This is a genomic window from Cognatundibacterium luofuense, from assembly GCF_018139685.1.
Taxonomy (GTDB): domain Bacteria; phylum Pseudomonadota; class Gammaproteobacteria; order Burkholderiales; family Burkholderiaceae_D; genus Undibacterium; species Undibacterium luofuense.
Window position 1 is genome coordinate 171,945 of the sequence record NZ_JAGSPN010000002.1, and the last position, 23,580, is coordinate 195,524.

Annotated in this window: 18 protein-coding genes, 1 tRNA gene and 1 riboswitch; of the genes, 11 read left to right on the forward strand and 8 right to left on the reverse strand. The window is 51.4% G+C overall.

Features of this window, described 5'->3' with window-relative positions; translation table 11 throughout:
* Nucleotides 1-320: 320 nt before the first annotated feature.
* Nucleotides 321-397 (reverse strand) — tRNA-Met (locus KDM89_RS04195).
* 161 nt (nucleotides 398-558) lie between these two features.
* Between KDM89_RS04195 and KDM89_RS04200 the strand changes: the two genes are divergently transcribed.
* The 6 genes from KDM89_RS04200 to KDM89_RS04225 all read left to right on the forward strand — a co-directional run bounded on the left by KDM89_RS04200 (nucleotide 559) and on the right by KDM89_RS04225 (nucleotide 6,945).
* Entirely contained in the window at nucleotides 559-1,131 is a 573-nt protein-coding gene (locus KDM89_RS04200; protein WP_212686701.1) for an NUDIX hydrolase, read from the forward strand.
* Nucleotides 1,128-1,844 (forward strand): leucyl/phenylalanyl-tRNA--protein transferase, encoded by a 717-nt coding sequence (gene aat / locus KDM89_RS04205; RefSeq protein ID WP_212686702.1) that lies wholly within the window; start codon nucleotides 1,128-1,130, stop codon nucleotides 1,842-1,844. The genes KDM89_RS04200 and aat overlap by 4 nt, the downstream gene beginning before the upstream one ends.
* A complete protein-coding gene (locus KDM89_RS04210; protein WP_212686703.1) occupies nucleotides 1,841-2,569 on the forward strand; it encodes an arginyltransferase in 729 nt (242 codons plus the stop codon). Before aat ends, KDM89_RS04210 begins: the two co-directional genes overlap by 4 nt.
* A 51-nt stretch (nucleotides 2,570-2,620) precedes the next feature.
* Nucleotides 2,621-3,676 carry a quinone-dependent dihydroorotate dehydrogenase gene (locus KDM89_RS04215; protein ID WP_212686704.1) on the forward strand — a complete coding sequence of 352 codons (1,056 nt, stop codon included), beginning with the start codon at nucleotides 2,621-2,623 and terminating at the stop codon, nucleotides 3,674-3,676.
* Nucleotides 3,677-3,882: 206 nt separating this feature from the next.
* Nucleotides 3,883-6,156: a catecholate siderophore receptor Fiu gene (locus KDM89_RS04220; RefSeq protein ID WP_212686705.1), complete on the forward strand. Its 2,274-nt coding sequence runs from the start codon at nucleotides 3,883-3,885 to the stop codon at nucleotides 6,154-6,156.
* Between the two features lie 108 nt (nucleotides 6,157-6,264).
* Nucleotides 6,265-6,945, forward strand: coding sequence for a Fe2+-dependent dioxygenase (locus KDM89_RS04225; RefSeq protein ID WP_212686706.1), 681 nt, complete (start codon nucleotides 6,265-6,267; stop codon nucleotides 6,943-6,945).
* 246 nt (nucleotides 6,946-7,191) lie between these two features.
* Here KDM89_RS04225 and KDM89_RS04230 read toward each other — a convergent pair whose 3' ends face one another.
* The 3 genes from KDM89_RS04230 to KDM89_RS04240 are packed head-to-tail and all read right to left on the reverse strand — an operon-like array spanning nucleotide 7,192 to nucleotide 9,799.
* Nucleotides 7,192-8,301, reverse strand: a complete 1,110-nt coding sequence (locus KDM89_RS04230) for a zinc ribbon domain-containing protein (protein ID WP_212686707.1) — start codon at nucleotides 8,299-8,301, stop codon at nucleotides 7,192-7,194.
* 34 nt (nucleotides 8,302-8,335) lie between these two features.
* The gene (locus KDM89_RS04235; RefSeq protein WP_212686708.1) at nucleotides 8,336-8,821 is read right to left on the reverse strand and encodes a GNAT family N-acetyltransferase; all 486 of its coding nucleotides are present in this window, start codon (nucleotides 8,819-8,821) and stop codon (nucleotides 8,336-8,338) included.
* 27 nt (nucleotides 8,822-8,848) lie between these two features.
* Nucleotides 8,849-9,799, reverse strand: a complete 951-nt coding sequence (locus KDM89_RS04240; RefSeq protein ID WP_230427661.1) for a peptidylprolyl isomerase — start codon at nucleotides 9,797-9,799, stop codon at nucleotides 8,849-8,851.
* Nucleotides 9,800-10,154: 355 nt separating this feature from the next.
* Between KDM89_RS04240 and KDM89_RS04245 the strand changes: the two genes are divergently transcribed.
* Nucleotides 10,155-11,174, forward strand: coding sequence for an SDH family Clp fold serine proteinase (locus KDM89_RS04245; protein WP_212686709.1), 1,020 nt, complete (start codon nucleotides 10,155-10,157; stop codon nucleotides 11,172-11,174).
* A 204-nt stretch (nucleotides 11,175-11,378) separates the two neighbouring features.
* Here KDM89_RS04245 and KDM89_RS04250 read toward each other — a convergent pair whose 3' ends face one another.
* The 4 genes from KDM89_RS04250 to ribB all read right to left on the reverse strand — a co-directional run bounded on the left by KDM89_RS04250 (nucleotide 11,379) and on the right by ribB (nucleotide 14,180).
* Entirely contained in the window at nucleotides 11,379-12,311 is a 933-nt protein-coding gene (locus KDM89_RS04250) for a methyltransferase domain-containing protein (protein WP_212686710.1), read from the reverse strand.
* 192 nt (nucleotides 12,312-12,503) lie between these two features.
* Nucleotides 12,504-12,719 (reverse strand): hypothetical protein, encoded by a 216-nt coding sequence (locus KDM89_RS04255; RefSeq protein ID WP_230427662.1) that lies wholly within the window; start codon nucleotides 12,717-12,719, stop codon nucleotides 12,504-12,506.
* The gene (locus KDM89_RS04260) at nucleotides 12,704-13,315 is read right to left on the reverse strand and encodes a fumarylacetoacetate hydrolase family protein (RefSeq protein ID WP_212686711.1); all 612 of its coding nucleotides are present in this window, start codon (nucleotides 13,313-13,315) and stop codon (nucleotides 12,704-12,706) included. The genes KDM89_RS04255 and KDM89_RS04260 overlap by 16 nt, the downstream gene beginning before the upstream one ends.
* Before the next feature lie 139 nt (nucleotides 13,316-13,454).
* Nucleotides 13,455-14,180 carry a 3,4-dihydroxy-2-butanone-4-phosphate synthase gene (ribB, locus tag KDM89_RS04265; RefSeq protein ID WP_212686712.1) on the reverse strand — a complete coding sequence of 242 codons (726 nt, stop codon included), beginning with the start codon at nucleotides 14,178-14,180 and terminating at the stop codon, nucleotides 13,455-13,457.
* 138 nt (nucleotides 14,181-14,318) lie between these two features.
* Nucleotides 14,319-14,468: riboswitch (FMN riboswitch) on the reverse strand.
* A 383-nt stretch (nucleotides 14,469-14,851) separates the two neighbouring features.
* Between ribB and KDM89_RS04270 the strand changes: the two genes are divergently transcribed.
* The 4 genes from KDM89_RS04270 to KDM89_RS04285 all read left to right on the forward strand — a co-directional run bounded on the left by KDM89_RS04270 (nucleotide 14,852) and on the right by KDM89_RS04285 (nucleotide 23,576).
* Nucleotides 14,852-17,680 carry a TonB-dependent receptor plug domain-containing protein gene (locus KDM89_RS04270; protein WP_212686713.1) on the forward strand — a complete coding sequence of 943 codons (2,829 nt, stop codon included), beginning with the start codon at nucleotides 14,852-14,854 and terminating at the stop codon, nucleotides 17,678-17,680.
* Between the two features lie 437 nt (nucleotides 17,681-18,117).
* On the forward strand, nucleotides 18,118-20,853 hold the full coding sequence (locus tag KDM89_RS04275) for a TonB-dependent receptor (RefSeq protein ID WP_212686714.1): 2,736 nt from the start codon (nucleotides 18,118-18,120) through the stop codon (nucleotides 20,851-20,853).
* Between the two features lie 195 nt (nucleotides 20,854-21,048).
* Complete coding sequence (locus KDM89_RS04280) at nucleotides 21,049-21,822, forward strand: sulfite exporter TauE/SafE family protein (RefSeq protein ID WP_212686715.1); 774 nt, start codon at nucleotides 21,049-21,051, stop codon at nucleotides 21,820-21,822.
* 47 nt (nucleotides 21,823-21,869) lie between these two features.
* Entirely contained in the window at nucleotides 21,870-23,576 is a 1,707-nt protein-coding gene (locus KDM89_RS04285; RefSeq protein ID WP_212686716.1) for a nitrite/sulfite reductase, read from the forward strand.
* Nucleotides 23,577-23,580 lie beyond the last annotated feature (4 nt).

Consider the following 23,580-nt stretch of genomic DNA (forward strand, 5'->3'; position numbering starts at 1 on the left):
CACAGTCAGGGGCTCAGACGCACACAGGAGCGCTGTCTCGAGGACCCGCTTAGCCTCAGCAGTATTCATGCAATTCTATGATTAGGTTGGTTCAATCGGCGTTTCAGAAGAGCAGTCCGTACAGACTGCGACCGGCACGTTTTCGCAACGTGAACCGCATTCCCTATGCTGGATGCGGTCTGGCAGAAACCCACAGACTCCGGTAAGGAATTTCGCCGATAAATCGGCAGACACCGAATTGTAGTCCAGAACGCCCGTGACAATCAAAATTTTTCTTCAGGTAAGAAAAAAGCCACGCTAGCGTGGCTTTTTTTGAATCCTGGTTGCGGGGGCAGGATTTGAACCTACGACCTTCGGGTTATGAGCCCGACGAGCTGCCAGACTGCTCCACCCCGCGTCTGAAGTCCAACACTATACACGATTTATTTTAAAAAGCAAATTCCAGCCAAACAAAATCACTCACACCTCCAAAGCAACACAGTAAACAGAGGTCTTCGCCACCGCCGAAATCAGCGCGCCAGTGTTAAACTTTGACTTTTCCCGTCACAGAACGCCGGTATGAAATTCTGCTCTGAATGCGCCACCCCTGTTATCGTCACGATTCCGCCTGACGACACCCGCGAACGCTTTGTTTGCCCGGCGTGTCATACTGTGCATTATCAGAACCCAAAAATGGTGGTTGGCAGCATTCCGGTTTGGGAAGACGACGGCATTACAAAAATCCTGCTTTGCCGCCGCGCGATTGAACCGCGTTATGGCTACTGGACTTTGCCAGCCGGCTTCATGGAAAACAAAGAAACCAGCGGTGAAGCGGCGTCACGCGAAACCGAAGAGGAAGCCGGTGCCGATATCCAGCGCCACGCACTGTTTGCGATACTCAATGTGCCGCACGTGCATCAGGTACATTTATTTTACCGCGCGACACTATTGAATCTGAATTACGCCGCCGGCACTGAAAGCCTTGAAGTGAAACTGTTTACGGAACAGGAAATTCCGTGGGAAGACATCGCCTTTCCTACCGTCAGCGAAACGCTGCGCCTGTTTTTTTCCGATCATGCCCGCGTAAAGGCAGGCGGCAGCTATCAGGTGCATGAACACGACATCACCCGCCCGATGCGGAGCTGCGATTGATTCCCTGGCTAGGCCCTGACGACGCATTTCCGGATGTCAGCGAAGCGCTGACTGATATCCATGGTGCACCGGGCTTGCTGGCAGCAGGTGCAGATTTAAGTCCTGAGCGATTACTGATGGCGTATCGCGAAGGTATTTTCCCCTGGTTTTCTGAGGGACAGCCAATACTCTGGTGGTCCACCGACCCGCGCATGGTACTGAAGACGGATGCATTCCGTGTTTCTGACAGCCTGAAAAAGACCTTAAGAAAAATTGCGCGCGACCCGGCTTACACTTTTCGTTTTGATTCGGCATTCGAACAAGTCATGCGCAACTGCGCTGCGCCGCGTGCAGACGGCTACGGTACATGGATTTCACCGGATATTATCCGTGGCTATTGCGGACTGCATGAAGCCGGCTATGCGCACTCTGCCGAACTGTGGCATCACGGACAGCTAGTTGGCGGCGCTTATGGCGTCTGCATAGGAACGATGTTTTACGGCGAATCAATGTTTGCACGTGAACGCGATGCCTCTAAAATAGCACTGAGCCAGCTGGTATTTCATTTACGCAGAAACGGCGTTGCAATGATTGATTGCCAGCAAGAAACAGGTCATCTCGCGTCACTGGGCGCACAACCCATACCGCGGAAACAGTTTATTCAGCATCTGAAGCAGGCAATACAATTTCCGGCGATTCGCGACTGGACACACACAGGAATTCAGGCCCCGTGAGCACTCCGAACGAACCTCCTTTTATTTCCATACAGTTTTACGCAACCGCACCCTATCCGTGCAGCTATCTCGATAACCGGGAGGCGCGCTCACAGGTTGCCACGCCGACACATCTGATCAGCGAACAGCATTACGCCGATCTGGTGCGGCTCGGTTTCCGTCGCAGCGGTGTATTTATTTACCGGCCTTGGTGCGACCATTGCAATGCCTGCACACCGGTGCGTGTCAGAGCTGGCGAATTTCAGCCTGACCGCAGCCAGCAGCGCGCATGGAAAAAGCATGAAAGTCTGCTCGCTTATTCCTGCCCGCTGGATTTCACTGAAGAACACTACGATCTTTATCTGCGCTATCAGCAGCAGCGCCACCGCGGCGGCGGCATGGATCAGGACAGCCGCGAGCAATACGCGCAATTTTTACTGCAAAGTAAAGTCGATACCCGCCTGGTTGAATTCCGCACACCCGAAGGCATCCTGAAAATGGTCAGCATCATTGATATTCTTGATGATGGCCTCTCTTCGGTGTACACGTTTTTTGATCCTGATGATGATAAAGCGTCGTACGGAACGTACAATGTCTTGTGGCAGCTGACACAAGCCAGAGATGCCGGCCTGCCCTATGTTTATCTGGGTTACTGGATCAGCGAATGCCGGAAAATGACATATAAAACGCGTTTTCAGCCACTGGAAGCCTTCCGCGACGACCACTGGCAAGCGATGCCGCGCTGATTTCCACTGCAAACCCGCCATACCGATTTCTTTTGACTGACTGAACCTCTTATGATTTCTCCGAGCTTTTTATATACCCTTGCCCGCCCGATTCTGTTTTCCATGGAACCGGAAAAAGCCCACCATTTTGCGTTGCCAGCCTTGCAGGCAATGACCGGACTGGGTTTAGGCAAACTGACCGGAAGCCGGATTGATGATCCGCGTGAAGTCATGGGAATCCGGTTTCCGAATGCGGTTGGTCTGGCAGCCGGTCTGGATAAAGATGGCGCTTATATCGACGGTCTGGCAACGATGGGTTTTGGCTTTATCGAAGTTGGCACTGTCACCCCGCGTGCGCAACCCGGCAATCCGCTGCCGCGCATGTTCCGCCTGCCGCAGGCTGACGCGATTATTAACCGCATGGGTTTCAATAACGGCGGTGTTGATGCTTTTGTGCGCAACGTACAGTCCTCACGTTACTATCAGGAAAAGCAAGGCGTACTCGGTCTGAATATCGGCAAAAATGCAGACACACCAATCGAACGCGCTGCAGATGACTATCTGCACTGTCTGGAAAAAGTGTATCCGTATGCAGACTACGTCACCGTCAACATCTCTTCACCCAACACCAAAAATCTGCGTCAGTTGCAAGGCGCCAGTGAACTGGATGATTTGTTATCCCGTTTAAAGAAAGCACAATTGCGCCTCGCAGATCAGCACAAAAACTACGTGCCGGTGACACTGAAAATTGCACCGGATATCGACAGCGAACAAATTAAGAATATTGCAGACGCCTTGCTGCGCCACGGCATTGACGGTGTGATTGCCACCAACACCACGATCACCCGCGATGCGGTTGCCGGTCTTCCGCACGGAGAAGAAACCGGCGGCCTGTCAGGCAAACCTGTATTTGAATTATCTAACCGCGTTGTGCGCGGCCTGAAACAGGAATTGGGGAATGCGATTCCTATCATCGGCGCCGGCGGCATTTTCAGCGGTGACGATGCGATCACTAAAACCGAGGCTGGCGCATCTCTGGTTCAGGTTTATTCCGGTCTGATTTATCAGGGTCCGGGGCTGGTACGCGATTGCGCAACCGCGTTACGCCGCCGGCACCAGAGCCGCTGAAGCCAGACTATTCAGGCCGCATATAACAAAAACCCGGAGTTTTCCGGGTTTTTTATTGAGCAAGATCATTAGTAAGAATCATTCTCATTTACATTTATCAAAAACTTCGTTACACTTTTACATTCAGCTTCCACCCAGCCATTCCCTTTGCCGGAAAAGCCAGACGGTATCTGAAGCACCGTTACCACTACTTCTGGAATTTCGTCATGTCGTACATTAAGAGCAAAAAACACCCTGTCACACTGGCACAAACCACAGTGGGCGCCGCTGTCAGCGCTGCTTTACTGCTGCCTGCCGCTGCAATGGCTGCAGACAACAACCTGCCTGAAGTTGTTGTGAAAGCCAAGACTGAAAACGAATTTAAAGCCGATAAAGCCGCTTCACCAAAATACACGCAACCGCTGGTCGACACACCGCAAACCATTACCGTGATCAAACGCGAACTGATCGAACAACAAGGTGCGCAAACACTGACTGAAGCGATGCGTAATGCACCGGGCGTCGGCGCATTCTTCCTCGGCGAAAACGGCAGCACGAACACAGGTGATGCGATTTACATGCGCGGCTTCGATACTTCTTCCAGCATTTTTGTGGATGGCGTACGCGACATGGGCTCGATTTCCCGCGATCTGTTCAATATTGAGCAAATCGACGTACTGAAAGGCAATGCCGGTACGGATTCCGGCCGCAGCGCGCCAACCGGCTCGATCAATCTGAGTTCCAAGCAAGCGAATATGGAAAACGCAACCAGCGTGAATCTGAGCGTTGGTAACGGTTCGCAGAAACGTGTGACTGCCGATAAAAATGTGGTGCTGGACGAGAAAAACGGCGCAGCATTCCGCATCAATGTGATGGATCAGGATAGCGGCGTGGTCGGTCGTAATGTCGTGAACAACAGCCGCTGGGGTGTCGCCACGGCACTGTCTTACGGTCTGGGCAGCAATACCCGTTTCTTCCTGAATTATCTGCATGTGCAGCAAGACAATATCCCGGATGGCGGCGTGCCGACCATCGGTCTGCCGGGCTACAGCTCGCCGGATGCAAAACGCCCGTTCATCAGCAACGCGGCTAAAGTTGATCCGTCCAATTTCTACGGTTCTTCTTCTGACTTCGACAAAGTTAAACTGGACATGCTGACGGCACGTGTTGAGCATGATTTCAATGACAAAGTCCGCCTGATCAATACCGCACGTTACGGCAAAACCACCCAGAATTATCTGCTGACGGCATTCATGGCCAACACCGCCAATCTGGCGACGCCATCTGCAACCGATCCTTCCGGCTGGACACTGGCACGCAGCATCCGCACCCTGAAAGATCAGGTTAATGAAGTGCTGACCAACCAGACCAATCTGCAAGCAGAACTGACTGCCGGCGGTATCAAGCACACCCTGCTGGGCGGCATGGAATTCACCTATGAAAAGCAAAATACCTGGGGCTATAACGGCACAGGCACACTGGCAGCTGCCAACCTGTACCGTCCGAATCCGGATGATGCGGTCACCGGCCTGAATCTGGTGCGCAACGGCGTATTCACCCGTGGCAGCACCAGCACCGTCAGCGGCTACGTATTCGATACGATGGAATTCAACCCGCAGTGGCAATTGAATGCCGGTGTTCGTGTTGACCGTTACAACACCGATTACAGTGCAGCGGCACTGTCGACAGCGGCCAGCAATCCGACACTGCCGGTCGGCACACTGGTGCCAACCAGCCTGAATTCCAGCGGCAATCTGGTCAACTGGAAAACCGGCTTGCTGTACAAACCAACCAGCTACAGCAGCGCCTATGTTTCGTATTCCACATCGAAACAACCACCGGGTGGCTCTAACTTTGCGCTGAGCTCCGCAACCAGCAGCGCTGCCAATCCGAAGTTTGACCCGCAGGAAACACGCAATTTTGAAATCGGTACCAAGTGGGATCTGCTGAAAGAAAAACTGTCCTTCACTGCAGCGGTTTACCGCACTAACGTTTCCAATGAAGTGGTACAGAATCAGACTGATCTGCTGTACTACCAGACTGGTGAAAAACGTGTGGATGGACTGGAACTGGGTGTGACCGGCGCGATTAACCGTGACTGGCTGGTGAGTGCAGGTTATGCCTACATGAAAACCAGTGTACAGGCTGGCCCTGCAGTCACTGCCAACGGTGAAAACAATCTGGCCTATGCGCCAAAACAAGCTTTCACGCTGTGGAGCTCGTATCAGGTACAAAAAGGCTGGAAAATCGGTGGTGGCGCACGCTTTGTTGATGCACTGCTGCGCGGCACGGATGGTGCAGTCGGTACACCGGCTAAATCAGACAGCTACTGGGTTTTAGATGCGATGACCAGCTACAGTGTGAATAAAAATATTGATCTGCAACTCAACATCAATAATCTGCTGGATAAAACCTATGTCGCAGCGATCAATAAGAGCGGCTATCGCTACACTCCTGGCACACCGCGCGCGGTGACACTGGGCGTGAATGTGAAATTCTGATCGCCAGCATGATCTGATGTCTGCAAAACTGCCCTGCCGGTGAACGTCAGGGCAGTTTTTTTTGGCAATGATAAAAATTATCAAGATAGAACGAAGAGGAGTAACACCATGATGCTGCATATTCCCGGCGTACTGAGCAAAGAACAGGTACGCAACCTGCGTCAGAAATTACAGGAAAGCAACTGGGTGGACGGACGCGAAACCGTCGGTGCGCAAGGCGCAGTGGTCAAACAGAATCGCCAGTTGCCTGAGCACGGCGAAGTGTCGCGCGCGCTGAGTGAAGAATTACTCGGCATTATCCGCCGTCATCCGGTATTTTTTGCCGCAGCACTGCCTTTGCATATCGTTCCGCCGCTGTTTAATGCGTATAGCGGTGGCGAACATTACGGTATGCATGTGGATGGCTCTATCCGTCATTTGCCGGGCACTGGTCAGAGCATACGCACGGATGTGTCCACCACCTTATTCCTGTGTGAACCGGATGAGTATGAAGGCGGCGATCTGGTAGTCAGCGATACCTACGGCACGCATGAAGTGAAATTACCGGCTGGCGACATGATCGTTTATCCGTCCACCAGTCTGCATCAGGTGATGCCGGTCACCGCCGGAGAACGGGTTTGCGCATTTTTCTGGAGCCAGAGCATGATCCGCGACGATGCAAAACGCGCGATGCTGTTTGAAATGGATAAGACCATCACATCGCTGCGTGGTCAGATGGGTGACAGCGCTGAAGTCGTGCAACTGACAGCGCAGTACCACAATCTGTTACGCATGTGGGCTGAAACCTGAGCTATACCAGCCGCAAAAGGCAGCGCGGACAGTCGCAGAGTATGCAAATATCGTCATTTGCCTTAAAACTACCCTGCCCGCTCAGCCAGAGAATTCGCGGACGTCAGTCAAAAATGCTGTTTTTCCTGTGCTGAACACCGCATTTGAACCAAAAAACCGTCTGCAGACGGTTTTTTGGTTTTACGCTTGCCTTCCTGCTCATTCAACCAGTCAGGCTTGTCAGGCTTGCCAGGCTTATCGGGATGATCAGGCTGCAGGCGGCGTACTGACGGCTGGTGCTGAGGAAGCATCCGCTGGCTGCGCATCTGCTTGTGCATCCTCTTTTGCTGCTGTTCCGCATGATGGGCAAAACGGGAAAAAGGCGTTGTGGCGCAAACCGCAATGGCCGCACTGGCGAAACAGCTTTAAGCCGCAGTGCATACAGAAATTCACGTTGCCGCCTTCGCTCTGCACCACTTTGCGTTCGCAACCCGGGCAATGCGATTTCGCCATGGCTTCCAGCGCTTTTTCATAGCGGATTTCATGCTTACGGGCTTCCTGTGGGGCTGCCTGCTCCTGCTGTTTGCGCTCCAGATAAGCTTTCAGCGCCGCGATTAATGCCCTGCCACCCCAGAAAGTCAGCACCGCGCCGACACCATAACGGATATAGCCGCCAAAACTCGGCAGATACGGCACCAGTTCAAAGAAAAAGGCAAACAGCGCGAAAAAGCCGAATCCCCAGATAAACGGCCACTGATCTGATTTACGGTAGCGGCGGAATAACCAGATCGCCAGCGCCAGCACCGGCCCCACCAGCGCCAGCCGGAAACCGAAGGCTTTCAGACTGTAAATACGGTTTGCTTCCAGAAATCTGTCATAGCCTGCCTGATTCAGCGTATTGATTTGCTGATTCAGTGCTTCCAGTTGCTCCGCATTTTTCCGGTGCGCGTCGTCTACCGAGGCTACCGCTGCCTCCACGGTTTTCTGCTGCTTCAGCAACTGATCCAGATTGCGCGCTCTGAGCACTACTTCAGGATTTTGCTCGGATTGTCCCGTTGAACGGCGTGCTTCTTTCCAGTTATCAAAACTTTCTTTTTCGTGCTGATACTGTTCCCGCGCCTTTTGCAATTGCTCAGACTGGGTACGTGCTGATTCCTGCAGTGATTGCTCACGCTGCAGCAAAGGTGCACGTTGCTGCTCCAGATTGCCGAGCGCAGCCTTATCCTGAAAATCTTCCACTGCCGGTGCGCGGGATACCGAAGGCACATCGGCAATCAGGCTGGCACCGACCTGCGTCAGAAAATAAGCAAATAAAACGGCAACACACCACTGACCGATCCGGAACAAGCGTTCGGGCGCGCGTAACTGCTGATACATAGACTCTCCGTAAAATCCGGCGAAAAAGCGGGCATCAGCCCACTTTCATCGCCTGCAGGGAAACGCTTTTACCGTTTGGCAAGCGCTGACGACCGACTTCTTCAAAACCGAAGCCGTGATGGAATTTTTCTGACACCGGATTGGGCGGATCGACATCGTATTCGCAGGTCAGCGACGGTGCGCCCGTTTCCCGCGCAAATGCCAGCACCCGCTCATACAACATGCCACCAACACCGAGCCCGCGTACTTCTTCGCCGATCACAATGCGGTCGATGTACAGGAACTGCGGATAGCGCGCAGCAAACCACTGATAATTCAGGCTGTCGTAATCTGCGCCTTCGCGGAAAGCAAGGACAAAACCGACCACCCGCTCACCGAGCTCCACCACCTGATGCCAGGCTGCTTCTTGCTGTAAATGCGCCAGCCGCGCTGCGTCCATCGCACTCAGCAAATGCACTGAATCTGCATTCAGCGCCAGAATTGCCTCGGCATCCTGTGGCAATGCACTCCGGATTTTCATCTCAACCTCCTGCAACTGATTCTGGTGTCAGGGCTGTTTTGCTCTGACAGGAATAGCGACGTTACACAAATCCACATAACCGGCAGGCACTTTGTACCAGTCGCCACCACGATTGCGTAAAGCATCTTTGATACGACCGAACACCGGCACATCAGTACGGATCACTTCCAGCGCGCTGCGTTCTGCTTCCAGCACATCGGCCGCGATACGGATTGCTTTGACCGGCGTACGCTCTTCTGCTTTTTCATAAAAACCCAGCGCACCGGAACCGCGTGGCAGCGTCGTCAGCAATTCCATGCCTTTCATGACGCGCCCGACCACCGCGATATTCCGGTCCAGCTGACGCGGTGCATGACCGATCACGACATACAGCGACGTACCGGAGCCACTGTCCAGCTCGTTACCACGCGCAACGCCCACTGCACCATAGCAATGGGCAAGCCAGGTTTGCTGAGATTTCGGATCACGTCCCGCAGCAAAACCGTTCACATGCCCTGCCTGTGGTGCAAAGCCGTCGCGATCCGGTAACGCACTGAACACCTGTCCGGCCGGTACCGGCACGGTAAATTCCGGTGGCAGCTTGCTTTTGGCTTTTTTCAGCTCGCGCTTTTCATCCGGATCAGCCCATTGCACCACATAGTTTTCATGCGAACGCACAATCGCTAACCCATCATAGTATCCCTCGCGTACCAGTGTGCGGATATTGTCAGCATGGGCTGGCGCAAATTCCGGCGCCAGCTCGATCACGACGCGGCCTTTTTCCAGTTCCAGATACAAAGTATTTTCCGGATTCAGCGGACGCCAGTCGCCCGGCTGCGACGCTTTCAGAATGTCACCCACCGACTGATACGGCTTCGCGGCTTTTTCGGCATTTACCGTTTTACCCGCATCGGCTGCCTGTACTGCACCGCTGATCAGCATACCGGCCACACCGGCTGCCAGACAAAATTGTGCTGCACGTATTGCGTTTTTCTTCATTGCGCCCCCGTTATTGTTCTGATGTTTTTAAGATGGATAGCCGCAATCGTGTCAGCCACGGCGGCATAGGTGTTTTGCATATTTCGCAAACAATGACCTTACTGCAAGGCAGAAGCCTTGTCCAGACGACATCCCCTGCCATTTATCTGAAAACAAAGAAGAATGCGTCGTATGCAAGTTGCCTAAAGCGACGGGTTTTGATAAATTGATTTTTTTACATTGCCACAAACCAGCGGCAATGCTGGCAGGACATCTTTCCTGCGCGCCTGCAAAGGCAAACGACCGCGGCGATAACGCGGAACCATAACAATCTCCGGCTGCTAATGCCGCCGGTTCAACGCTGAGAAAATACCTTATGGAACAAGCACAAAACGATGCAATTCCGGTCAAACAGCCACCGGTATTGTTCAAAAAAACCCAGACCACTCTGAAAAAACTGTCTTCCATTCTTGGCGGGCCGGTGATTTCTTACTGGAATGCTACACGGGGCTCCGTCTGTCATAACGATGTGATCGCGCTGTATGAATTGCTGGGCAAACTGGGCCATCATGACACCCTGTATCTGTTTATAAAATCTGCCGGTGGTAATGGTCAGGCATCGCTGCGCTTAGTCAGCCTGTTGCGCCAGCACTGCAAAAAACTGGTGGCACTGGTGCCGCTGGAATGTGCATCGGCCGCAACGATGATTACGCTGGGCGCGAATGACATCATGATGGGCCCGATGGCCTATCTGACCGCTGTTGATACTTCACTGAACCATGCTCTGTCACCTATCGACCGCGACAATGACCGCGTCAGCGTCAGTCTGGATGAGCTGAACCGTGTCATGCGTTTATGGGAAAGCCAGCAACAGGGCAAACCGCAGGGTGATAATCCGTATCAGTCGCTGTTCCAGTATGTGCATCCGCTGGTCATTGGTGCGGTGGACCGTGCGGAATCACTGTCGATTATGCTGTGTAAAGAATTGCTGGCATACCACATCAAAGATCCGGCACGGGCAGATCAGATCGCACAGGATCTGAACAGCAAATATCCTTCGCACAGTTATCCGATTCTGCTGAACGAAGCAGGCAAACTGGGACTGAACGTCAGCCCGATGGATTTGCAGGTCAATGCGCTGCTGCTGGAACTGAATCAGTTTTACAGTGAAATGGGCCAGAAAGCGATTACCGATTTCGATGAAATCCGTTCGCACAGCAATGAAATCCTGAACATCTGGGAAGGTCTGGATACGCAGATTTTCTTCCAGCAGGATAAGGACTGGTTCTACCGCGCGGAAGAACGTCGCTGGATTACGATGAATGACAATTCCGGCTGGCGTAAGCTGGAGCAAGTCGGCGGAAAAACCCGCAGCAGCCGTTTCCACATCGAATAAAACCGAAAAACAGGCCAAATGCGGAGTTCAGCACAGCGATTGGCTTGTCGTCGGCAGAAAGTCCGGCTCTCCGTGAATGACAAATGCGGATAGCTGCATAATATGCGCGAGTCTGCCTGACTTATTAAATCAAAAAGCGCGTTCCGGTCATCATTGCCGGAACGCGCTTTTTTCCTTGCAGCTATTACCAGATGCGCTAACGCATCAGGCGGTCGCCATGCCTGCAGCGACAGCATCCTGCGTTTCATGCGAAGGCTGACGCAGACTGACGCTCAGCGTATTTTGCAACGCCGAAATCGGTGCGCCGGTATGGTAAGCAAACGATACATCTACGATATCGCCTGCGTTTACCTGCATTGGTTCAGGTACCGGAATCGCCATATAGTGATTCAGCCAGTCAATCGTGGAACCTGTGTCCAGCAACACTGCCAGCACGTTTTTCGTCACAAAACGCAGCGCGGTCAGCGTACCGGGGGTTTCGATCTGCAGACTGCCCTGCCAGCGCACCGCCAGTTCATTCGGCTGACAAAAATCGATCACGCTGTACAGTACAGGATTGCCGAGTTCCTGCGTGTTTGCAGAAAACACACCCGGTTGAGTGAACTGAATAATCGGTGCCTGATAACCCCAGAAATCGTAGGTTTCCTGCAAAGGCTGCACCGCCATCAGCACGGCTTCCGGGATGAACACCGGCATTTTCGCGTCCGGGAAACGTTCTGCATAACGGCGCTTGAAACCTTCAATGACTTCGACTTGCTTTTCACGCAGCATCGCAACGTGAATCATTTCGCAAATCACAAAATCCACAGGCTCTGGTGGCAGGTATTCAAACGCATCTGCATGGATCACTTCAACTTTGTGACCGTCACGGTTTTTTGCCAGCAAACGGCGCGCTTCCGCCACCATATCCGGATTGAATTCCACGCAATACACTTTGGATGCAGATTGCGCTGCAAACCACGACAGCACGCCGGTACCACCGCCGAGTTCCAGCACTTTGGCGCCTTCAAACACATGGTGCTGAATTGCCGCTTTAAAATTATCCATGCGGTTCGCGTCCATCAGCATATTGTGATGGTATTGCACCGGAATAAACTGCCCCAGATAGCAGCTTTCCGCTTCACGTTCGACCAGCATATGTCGTCCTTCCCGTTTGAATGTGATCACTGTGCTGCCCGCAAGCTGCGCGGCAGTACGCCTGCTGTCAGGCAGGAAGATCAACCTGCTATGACACAGGCTGATTATCTCTGAGCGCACAAAAACAAAACGGCGAAGCAGAAGGCAATTTCCCCCTCTGTTCGCCGTTTGCACAACGGGAAGATCAGTAGCTCAGTTTTTTTCTATGCTGCAACGCGCATCCAGATAGGCTTTTTTACCCTGCTCCCAGCCATCACCGGGCGAGGTCTGGGCGCAAATCCGCGCGTCGCTGGTTTTACTGCTCCACCAGTACCACGGCGCAGGCGCTGCCTGTGCCAGCGACAACCCACCCAGTGCGATGACCGTCAGCAAGCTGCGGCGAAAGAACAGAATTACTGAACGATCCATGTCGCTTCTACCAGCAATTGCGCATCACTGAAGATTTTTCCGGTATAAGTCTGGCCTGGCAACACCTGCCCCACTCCCTTCGGCGTACCGGTCATGATTACATCACCATCTTCCAGTGTCGCGAAACTCTGAATTTCCGGCAGCAGTGCAGCAGGCTTATTCAGCATCAGCGGTACACCGCCGGCCTGCGCCAGTTTGCCATCTATCCACAATTCCAGATGCAGACTTTCCAGCGGCACATTCAGCGCCACGAATTCACTGAAGACGGCTGCGCCATCAAACGCTTTTGCGCGTTCCCACGGCAAACCTTTTTCTTTCAGCTGATTCTGTACCTGACGTTTGGTCAGATCCAGACCAAACGCGACTGCGGTGTACTGGCCATCTTGCACCAGCAAAGAAATCTCGCCTTCATAATGCACTTCATCACCGTTGTGTATGCGCAGTACATCCGTCACTGCGGAATTCGGTTTCATAAAAATCACGGCCTGTGTCGGCACTTCATTGTTCAGTTCGGCAATGTGATCTGCGTAATTACGGCCGATACACACCACTTTCGATGGCTGCAACCGCTGTGCTCCGAATCGAATATTCTGCACGGGAACTCCTTTAAACAAATTTAAAAGATTTAAAAATTAAAAAATTTAAAAACTTAAACACAATTGAGCACGCAGGGAGCTCCTGCGTATGCTCTGACTCTCTGAATTTCAGTTTCTTATAAAGTCCGCTAAGGATTAATTACTCAGCGACCGCAATCTCTGCCGAACCGGACTGCTGCAAATGCTGCACCAGTTCTTCTATCGTCAGAATCACCATGTCGTGCGCCAGCGCATAACTGAGCACCTGCGCACCGGCCGCCATGCTGCCATCCGGATTCATCAGCTCACATAATACGCCCGCCGGCTGCAAACCGGCCAGACGCATCAGATCAATCGTGCCCTCAGTATGACCACGTCGCTGCAAAACGCCGCCCGGCATGGCACGCAAAGGAAATACATGCCCAGGACGCGCCAGATCTTCCGGCTTAGCCTGCGGATGGATCGCCGCCTGTATGGTGGTGACGCGGTCTTTGGCGGAAACACCGGTGGTGACACCGTGTTTCGCTTCAATTGTGACGGTGAACGCAGTGCCGTAGCGGCTCTGGTTATCTTCCACCATCATCGGTAACTCCAGCGCACGGATTTTTTCAGTAGTCAAGCAAAGGCAGACTATGCCGCTGCAATCACGAATCAGGCGCGCCATCATGTCGGTATTCAGCTTTTCCGCAGAAACGATTAAGTCCGCTTCGTTTTCGCGGTCGGCATCATCCATCAGTAGTACAGCACGACCGGCACGTAAATCATCCAGCGCGCGTGGCAAACGCTGCGTGACAGGATGCTGTACGAAATAATCAGAAAACGCCGCAGCGGACGCTGCACCGGAATTCGCAAGGATTTGCTCAGAAGTAAAAGTAGTTTGTTGCATTGAAACGCTCCACAAATAAAAAGTTTGTAAAAGACGTTTCAGGGAACGACGTAAGATCCGCAATTCTGCGACACCCATGCAGCAGCAAGCCTTTCCGCGAAACGGAAATGCAGCAGCGCTGCGAATGCGCAGCAAAACAGACATCTTCTCTCATCCGGACTTTCACCGTCGGCTCCGGATTCACACCGGATCTGCTGACCCTGAGATAACTCAGGCGCTCGCGGGCTGGCTGCAGTATTCCGCAGCTTCACCGCCGGTGGGGAATTTCACCCCGCCCTGAAGACGACGTTGTGCACAGCACAACGTGCGGATTATACCGTTTACATAAAAACGGCATCGCTCTCTCCAATTTCATAATGACGAAATCTGCATAAATCATCACAATCCTGCCGATGCACACTTGACCGCTTCCGAATACCCGCAAGCAAACCAAGGATAAGGACAATATGTCTTATGCAAAACGACAAATAACGAAAACTGCATAATCGTCTGATTTTGTTGTTTTAACACCGCACTACTGAAGCAAAGCAGTTCACTAATACATTTCAAATATATTTAAATGAAGTTTGCAGAATACGCTTTGCATAATTTTTCATTGCTCAACGTCTTCTGCATTTTCAGCACCGGCGAAATCAGCACATGCCGTATGCGTATAAATATGAGGAGAAATTGTGAACAAGCTTCCGCAACTGAAAAAAATGACTCTGGCGATTGCACTTTGTATTGGTACCTCGCCTTCTGTTTTTGCACAAACAGCAGATAATACAGACAAAGACGCAAAAAAAGATGTACCTCAACGGGTCGTAGTAACCGGCTCCAACATCAAGCGGATTGACGTCGAAACCGCTGCGCCTTTGCAGATTATTTCTCGTAAAGAAATTCAGCAGAGCGGCGCTATTACCGCGAAAGATATTCTGGAGCTGACCACTTCGAATGACCGGTCTGCATTGTCTGACCTCGGTGGTTCTAATTCCTGGGCAAGTGGTTCATCCGGTGCATCGTTACGGAATCTGGGCGTAAACAGCACGCTGGTGCTCATCAATGGCCGTCGTTTACCAAATTATGGCTTCGCTGATGGTACAAAAGATACGTTTGTAAATATTGATTCGATTCCGGCTTCCGCAGTCGACCGTGTCGAAATTCTGCGCGATGGCGCTTCGGCCATTTACGGCTCAGCAGCGATTGGCGGCGTCATCAACATCATCACGCGCAAAAACGTCACTGGCGTTGAAATCGGCGGTAACTTCAGTGGCTCAACAGAAGAAACCAAATTCAACCGCAATCAGACCGCATCAATAACGGTTGGTATGGGCGAATTCGCAAAAGATGGCTATAACGCTTATATCTCGATGGATGTATTCCGTCGTAATTCGTATAGCCTTGACTATGCGAACTTACGTTTGCCTGACTGGTATAAAACCCTGAACAAATTTAACGATCCAAATGTTCCCGGCAATTACTTATCCAGCTATTCATGGCCTGGCAACTATTATGGTCGCTATCCGGCAAATTATGCCGACCCCAAGCTTGCAGGAAAACTGATCAACACACCTGCACCGGGATGCGCAGCAAACAATATTGTCGACGGTCTGTGCCGTTTTAACGGCAACGAGAATGTAGACCAGATGCCGGGGGCAGACCGTGTGCTGATCCACTCTCAGGGCACGTTACGCATTAATGAAAATCTGACAGGCTGGGCGGAAATTCAGCTGGCGAATGTGCAGTCAACTTACCACACGGCGATTGCGCGCCTGAACTCCGGTGCAGCAAGCAGCTGGTACGATTCGATTAAAGGTGAAATGCAGTACTACACTGATCCGAGTCTTCCGGCAGGGCACGCGTTCAATCCGTACAGTTTCCCGATTGGTATGCAATATCGCTTTGCCGATAACCCTGACATGTTCAAAAACGTCGGTGGATCGCAACAATACCGCGTCGTTACTGGTCTGCAAGGATCGAATTTTGGCTGGGAATGGGACACGTCGGTAGGCACCATGCTGAACCGCGCGCATCAGCGACAGCAACTGTATAAAGACCGCTACGCATTCGCAGATGCGATCACTAGCGGCGAATATAAATTCGGTCAGAAAAATTCCCAGGCACTGCTGGATCGTATGTTCCCGGTGATGGGTTCCGATGGCAAATCGACGGAAAGCTGGATCGACCTCAAAGGTAACCGCGAACTGATGGAATTAGGCGGCGGCCCGCTGACATTGGTACTGGGCGGAGATATTCGCCGCGAGTCCCTGCTGCATAAGAGCATGGACAATATTCTGGCGGCCCAAATCGTCGGTTTCAGCGGCGTGTCGATCAGTGGCAATCGTAACGTGTATGCTGCGTTTGCCGAACTGGATGCGCCAGTGAGTAAACGTCTGAATTTGAATTTCGCATTACGTGCTGACAAATCTGGTCCAACTGCAACCGAATTTATTCCTAAATCCAGTGCTAGCTTTAATGTTAACGACAGCGTGAAACTGCGCGCCTCTGCTTCCCGAGGCTATCGCGCCCCAAGTCTGCCGGAAACAGGTAACGGCGGGGTATCCTGGTTCACTTCCGGCGACGATCCTAAACGTTGTGCCGACGCTGATGCAATCTATGAAGCGTTACAAAAAGGTAATGCGACCGACAAGCAAAATGCAGAAACTGCTTACTATTCTGGGTGTAACGTCGGCTTCCCGGTTGCCATCACACCAAACAAAAATTTACAACCAGAACGTTCGGCTGTATATGGTTTAGGTGTTGTACTGCAACCGACCAAAACCATGTCTTTGACCTTCGACTGGTGGAGCGTACATCGTCGCAATGAAATTAGTACCTTCGACAATGATTACATTCTGAACCGCGAAGACAGCATTCCGGGTCAGGTCATCCGTGACACCATCTCTGATAAAGACAAAGAGCTGGCGGCACGTGCATCAGAACTGGCTGGCACACCGCTGAGCTTTAAAACAGGCAAAATCCTCGGCATCCGTAACATGTATGTCAACATGGGGCAGACCAAAGTTTCCGGCCTGGACTTCAGTGTGAAAGACAGCTGGAATTTCGGCGAATACGGCAAACTGAACGCCGGCATCGAAGGCACGTATATGCTGAACATGCAATGGTTCGATATCGATAAAGGCCAGCTGGATGACGGACAGGTCGGCTACCGCAACTACCCTCGTCTGACCAGCAACTTCATGCTGAGCTGGTCTAAAGGTCCGTGGTCTGTTTCCAGCCGTACGCGCTTCGTCTCCGCAACCCGCATGGCATTCAGTACTTACGATACAACCAACTATCAACAGTACTGCGACAAGCTGGGTGCGACCGGCGAAGGTTGTAAAAAATCGTATGACATCGTCACCGGTGCCGGCATGTCTTACAGCGGTTTTAAAAATGCTGAGCTGGGATTAGATATCGGCAACATCTTTAACCGCCCTGATCCAGTACTTTACACACTTGGCAGCGGCCTGCCTTTGCGTGGCCGTACTTTCAATGTCTGGGGTCGTTATAAGTTCTGATAATGCTCACATCCTGACTGTGACAAGCTCTTGTTAGTCAACAGCCCTCTCTCACCCGGTATGCCGGGTGAGAGAACATGCCACCTGGACAACCTGTCACACCAGCGCAAGACCCTGATTTTCGCGCAGACGAATTGAGCACAGTCTCAAACAATCTTCCGCCTTAGCTGCGCATTTTAAGCGGCACTCACATTCAGCATCAGCATCATTCAGCTGTGCGTGCAAAATATTACGAAAAATATAAATACGCACAACGAACCAGATTCGTTGTTTCAATGCAGCATTTCCTGCATCACCTTAATCGCAAATATTCCAAAAATATATTGTAATAATATTTACAGGAATTTACTGCTTAGGGACGCATCCCCCGCAGACAGCCTGTACTTTTAGCGCCGTCGAAACCCGCATATTCAGGGCGCAATTCTTTTGGAGAAATCGTGAAAAAACTTCCACAACTTAAAAAAATGAGTCTGGCAATTGCATTGTGCATCGGTACAGCACCAGTTGCTTTTGCTCAAACCACTGATAAAACTGATCAGGACGCAAAAAAGGATGCACCACAGCGTGTTGTTATTACGGGCTCGAATATCAAACGTATTGATACCGAAACCGTATCCCCTGTTACAACAATTACTAAGGAACAAATCGCACGTTCCGGTGTTACCAGCGTTGTAGATCTGCTTCGCAATGTGTCCAGCGCTGGTGGGAATATGGGGGAGTTTAACGGGACAAATAGCTTCCGCAATGGTGCTACCTCGATTAACCTGCGTGGCTTACCAACACTGGTATTACTGAATGGCTATCGCCTGCCGACTTCCGGATCGGACAGCGGCGAGGGTTATACTGCAGTTGACTTAAACATGATTCCGCTGGCGGCGATTGAACGGGTTGAAATCCTGAAAGATGGTGCTTCTGCTATTTACGGCACCGACGCAGTTGGTGGCGTAGTTAACTTTATTACCAAACAAGAAAATTCCGGCATTACTGTAGATGCCAGCTACGGCCGCACGGGTTATAACGATGGTGGCGTTGCAAAGGCTTCTATCGGTGGTGGTATCGGCAACCGTGCCGAAGACAAGTACAACCTGACATTCGCGTTCTCTGCAGAAAACTCTAAAGCGATTAACATGGCTGATCGTCCTTGGGCAAATCGTTACGATTTCCGCAAAGATGGTGGTTTATTTCAAGGAAATGTTTACGGTGCAAATGGTGATGACCCGGGTACTTTGTCATTCACAAGCGCCGACAGATTCCCGGATCCTGCTTGTGCCAAAGAACGTCAGTTAGCGTATTTCAATGCACCTGAATGGTTTGCTTCCTCCAAAAAAACCGGTTGCTTCTACACACCGGCCGAAGGAAATCAATTCCGCCCTGAAATTCATCGCTACAGCCTTGCGTCAGTTTTCAATTACGACATCAATGACCAAACGTCTGTATTTGTACAAGCGTTCGCAAACAGACTGGAATTAAAACAAATTGCCCCGCCAAACGCCTTGCTGGATGCTGATGGTAACCCATTCGGTATCGAAGCCAGCAATCCTTTCAATCCTTACGGAAAGTTTGTCCGGGTTCGTCGCCTTTTCCCTGCACAAGAGGGAGGTAACGATGTGAGTGTCAACACATTCTGGCTGGTTGGAGGGATCAAGGCTCAGCTTGCCAACTGGGAATTCAGCGCATCTGCGGGACACGGTGAAGAGCGTGGCAACGTGAAAACAAAAGGTGCCTTCCTGCGCGACAAAATGGCGGACTATATTGCAAATGGGAAATTCAATCCATTTGGTCAAAGAACAAATTCACAAGACGTCATTAATCAGCTGACCGCTGATATGGGCGTAAAGACTAAAACCACTACCGATTTTGTCAAATTATCCGCAACAACCGAATTTGGAAAACTGCCGGGTGGTGCAATAGGATTTGCCGCCGGAACAGAATTCAAACGCGAATCCTTAAAATATGATCCGACACAACAGTGGCGCGATGGTGCGATCGGTGGCTACACTTACAACGGTAGCATTGATGGCTCTGAAAATCTGAAGGCAGTATATTCTGAATTGAATTTACCAGTATTGAAGTCACTCGAAATTCAGGCTGCTGCCCGATATGATCAGTATCAATATGCTGGGAACACACTAAATCCAAAAATCGGCATTCGCTGGTCCCCGGCGGAAACACTGATGCTGCGCGCTAACTACAGCACGGGTTTCCGTGCTCCAACCCTCAGCCAGCAATTTAATTCGGGTCGCGGCGCATATTACCGTACGAAAGATTTCAAACGCTGCAACGAAGACTCTGATATTTTCTATCTCGACTGCTCCCGCTCTGTATTGGGCCTGGCAAGCGGAACACAAAGTATCAAACCGGAAAAATCAGAACAATACAATTTCGGCTTCGTCTTTGAGCCAACACAAAATCTGAGTTTGGGTATGACTTACTGGGGCATACGCTGGACTGACCGGATCGAGATGACCGACATGGCTACGGTAATCACTGGCGAAGATTCGACGTATAAAGGCTTCGTAACACGTTTGCCGGTAACACAAGATGATATTGATGCATACAATGCACTGACTCCGCAAGAACGCGCAGCGATGGGTCCGCTTGTTGGTCGAATTAAGTCAGTTCGACTCGGCTATGTAAACCGCAGCAAGGTAAGCACAACCGGCATAGACGCTGATATTGCTTACACCATGAAAACTGGTTTAGGTAAATTCCGTCCATATGCAGATGCAACATACACAATCAAATATGACTCAACGCTGTCCCCGGATGATCCATATGTGAATTGCCATGGCAATATGGCTTGCGACTCGGGTGAAATGTCATCTCCAACATTGATGGCAAACGTTGGCCTTGGCTGGGAAAAAGATGCCTGGGCAGCGAATACAGTGATGCACTACACACATCATTACCATGTTTCGCGCAATCCGACTGCTACTATCAACAGCTATGGCTACGATATGTACAAGAAAGGTGTGATGGTTCCGGCGGCCTATATTTTTGATGCATCTTTAACCTATAAGGGCTTCAAAAATACGACTTTGCGCTTTGGCATTAACAACCTGTTCAACCGTGACCCGTCCTTCAATCCTGGCAGCGCAATTGGCTACGATTCGGCACTTGGCGATCCGCGCGGCCGCTACATTTACGGTTCGGTCAGCTATCGCTTCAACTAATCGCAATCTTCAGGATTACTGATCCTTTAAACGGCGCACTTGGCAGTGCGCCGTTTTTTTATATACTCAATGCAACATTGACCTGCGGGCAACGAGAATCTATATAAGAAAAGCACATATAAGCAAATAAATTCTCTGTAGTTGGGAATAAAGAGTCACTTGTTTACGATTCAGGCTAGTAAATAGTGAGGGACTATGACAGTTACTTATGTGATTTCCGGTTTTGCCGTGGGCTTGCTGGTTGGCCTGACAGGTGTAGGTGGCGGGTCGCTGATGACACCGTTGCTGACATTGCTGTTTGGCGTATCGCCCAGCGTTGCCGTGGGTACCGACCTCGCTTTTGCATCGATTACCAAATCTGCGGGCACACTGACCCACCGGTTACGCAATACCGTGGAATGGCGCGTTGTCCGTCTGCTGTGTGCAGGTGCCTTACCCGCAGCGTTGCTGGCGACTTTGGCACTGAAAGAACTGGGTGCAATCAGCAAAGAAATCGGACAAATTATCCGCTACTGCATCGCTATTTCCGTGTTGCTGACCGTAGTTGCCATTCTGTTCCGCGCCAGAATGCTGGCATGGCTGAATGCGCATCCGGAAAAACAGTTGCAAGGGCGTGCACTGGATGCCGCCACCATTATTACCGGCGCAGTACTGGGCGTACTGGTCACGATTTCTTCGATTGGTGCCGGTGCAATCGGCGCAACGATCCTCGTAATGCTGTATCCGCGTATGTCACCGGCACATATTGCAGGTACCGACATTGCCTATGCCGTACCGCTGACCGCAATTGCCGCTATCGGCCACTGGTGGCTCGGTTCCATTAACTGGGAATTGCTCGGCACATTGCTGGTTGGCTCCTTGCCGGGCATCACCATCGGTTCACTGGCTGCGAAAGCCGTACCCGAAAAATTACTGCGTGGTTTACTGGCTGTCACACTGACAGCAGTTGCCGCCAAACTTATGCTCTGAATTAACCTTGATTTTCTGCCACACCGGCTTACCCAGAAGGGATAACGATGTACCGATATGACCAGCACGATCATCTGATCATTCAACAGCGTATCGCGCAATACCGCGATCAGGTCAGACGCCGTCTTGCCAATGAACTGACCGAAGAAGAATTTTTGCCACTGCGTTTGCAGAATGGTTTGTACCATCAGCGTCACGCCTACATGTTGCGTATCGCTGTTCCTTACGGCATGCTGTCAAGCACCCAGCTTCGTAAATTCGCGTTTATTGCACGTCGTTTTGATCGTGGTTTTGGTCACTTCACCACCCGTCAGAATATTCAGTTCAACTGGATCAATCTCGAAGATACGCCGGAAATTCTGGAAGAATTAGCCAAAGTCGAAATGCATGCGGTTCAGACTTCCGGTAACTGTATGCGTAACATCACGTCGGACGAATTCGCCGGCGTCGCTGCTGATGAAATTATCGATCCGCGTCCGTATGCGGAAATTCTGCGTCAGTGGACAACATTCCATCCGGAATTCGCTTATTTGCCACGTAAATTCAAAATCGCAATCAATGGTGCTGAACAAGACCGCGCAGCGATTGCGATGCACGATATCGGTCTGACCGTTGTGCACAACGATGCAGGTGAAGTCGGCTTCCGCGTGATGGTTGGCGGTGGTCTCGGCCGCACACCGATCCTGGGCAGCATCATTCGTGATTTCCTGCCATGGCAGCACGTGATGACCTATCTGGAATCGATTCTGCGTGTGTACAACCTGCATGGTCGTCGTGATAACAAATACAAAGCGCGTATTAAGATTTTAGTCAAAGCCATCGGCATCGAAGAATTCGCACGTCAGATTGAGGCAGAATGGCTGAATAATAAAGGTGGTCCGGGTACGCTGACTGAAGCAGAACTGAAACGCGTTGCTGCTTACTTTACTGCACCGGCTTATGCAACTCTGCCTGCCAGCGACGCAGCTTATGAAGAAGCACTGCAATCCAATAAAGCCTTTGCGAACTGGGTACGCCGCAATGTGAAACCGCATAAAGTCAGCGGCTATGCCAGCGTGGTGTTATCGCTGAAAAAAGCAGGCGTACCGCCGGGCGATGCGACAGCGGATCAGATGGATTTTGTGGCGGATCTGTCAGACCGTTTCAGTTTCTCGGAACTGCGCGTAACGCATGAGCAGAATCTGGTACTGGCCGACGTACGTATCAGTGATTTACTGCAAGTCTGGCAGGAAGCCAAATCACACGGACTGGCAACACCGAATATCGGTTTGCTGACCGACATGATTTGCTGCCCGGGCGGTGATTTTTGTTCGCTCGCGAATGCGAAATCGATTCCGATTGCACTGGATATCACGGAACGTTTCCAGGATCTCGATTATCTGTACGACATCGGCGATCTGGAACTGAATATGTCCGGCTGTATTAATGCCTGTGGTCATCATCATATCGGTCACATCGGTATTCTGGGCGTGGACAAAGACGGCAGCGAGTTTTATCAGGTTTCCATCGGCGGTGCGCAGGGTAACAATGCATCGATCGGCAAAATCATCGGACCTTCATTCTCTGCCGGTCAGATGCCGGAAGTGATTGAACGTATTGTTCAGGTGTATCTGAAAAACCGTGTTGATGCAGAACGTTTTATTGATACTGCGTTGCGCATCGGTGTTACCCCGTTTAAAGATTTTGTTTATGCCACCCCGATTCAGACCGGCCTGCACACCGGCGAAGACGCGGGTACTGCAGTCAGCTACTGAAAGG